The sequence below is a fragment of the Alkalibacterium sp. m-11 genome, from assembly GCF_054658155.1.
Genome location: NZ_BAAGIR010000285.1, coordinates 1 through 948, shown reverse-complemented (window position 1 = coordinate 948; position 948 = coordinate 1). Strand labels below are relative to the sequence as shown.

The window sequence follows — 948 nt, the reverse complement described above, 5'->3', positions numbered from 1 at the left end:
TCGGTGTTGGTGTTGGTGTTGCCTGTGCTCCACCTACAACCAATCGTTGACCAATTCGGATCACGTCACTGCTTAAATTATTTAAACGTCTTAAGTTAGCTACCGTTGTATTGTTTGCAACGGCAATGTGTGACAAGGTGTCACCACGTACAACCGTATGTGTTCTTTGGTTTGACACAGGTGTCGGTGCTGGCGCTGGTGTTGGTGCCGGTGTTGGTGTTGCCTGTGCTCCACCCACAACCAATCGTTGACCAATTCGGATCACGTCACTGCTTAAATTATTTAAACGTCTTAAGTTAGCTACCGTTGTATTGTTTGCAACGGCAATATGCGACAAAGTGTCCCCACGTACAACCGTATGTGTTCTTTGGTTTGACACAGGTGTCGGTGTCGGTGTCGGTGTCGGTGTCGGTGTTGCCTGTGCTCCACCCACAACCAATCGTTGACCAATTTGAATCACGTCACTGCTTAGATTGTTCAACCGTCTTAAGTTAGCTACCGTTGTATTGTTTGCAACGGCAATGTGTGACAAGGTGTCACCACGTACAACCGTATGTGTTCTTTGGTTTGACACAGGTGTTGGTGCTGGCGCTGGCGTCGGCGCTGGTGCCGGTGTTGCTTGTGCTTCACCTACAACCAATTGTTGACCAATTTGAATCACGTCACTGCTTAAATTATTTAAACGTTTTAAGTTAGCTACGGTCGTGTTGTTTGCAACGGCAATGTGTGACAAGGTGTCCCCACGTACAACCGTATGTGTTCTTTGGTTTGACACAGGTGTTGGTGCTGGCGCTGGCGTCGGCGCTGGTGCCGGTGTTGCCTGTGCTTCACCTACAACCAATTGTTGACCAATTTGAATCACGTCACTGCTTAAATTATTTAAACGTTTTAAGTTAGCTACGGTCGTGTTGTTTGCAACGGCAATGTGTGACAAGGTGTCCCCACGTA

Annotated in this window: 1 protein-coding gene; it reads right to left on the bottom strand. The window is 47.7% G+C overall.

The features are described 5' to 3' along the window. A partial coding sequence (locus ACYQ2O_RS12420; RefSeq protein ID WP_459796727.1) for a LysM peptidoglycan-binding domain-containing protein occupies positions 1–948 on the bottom strand: 948 nt, incomplete at both ends.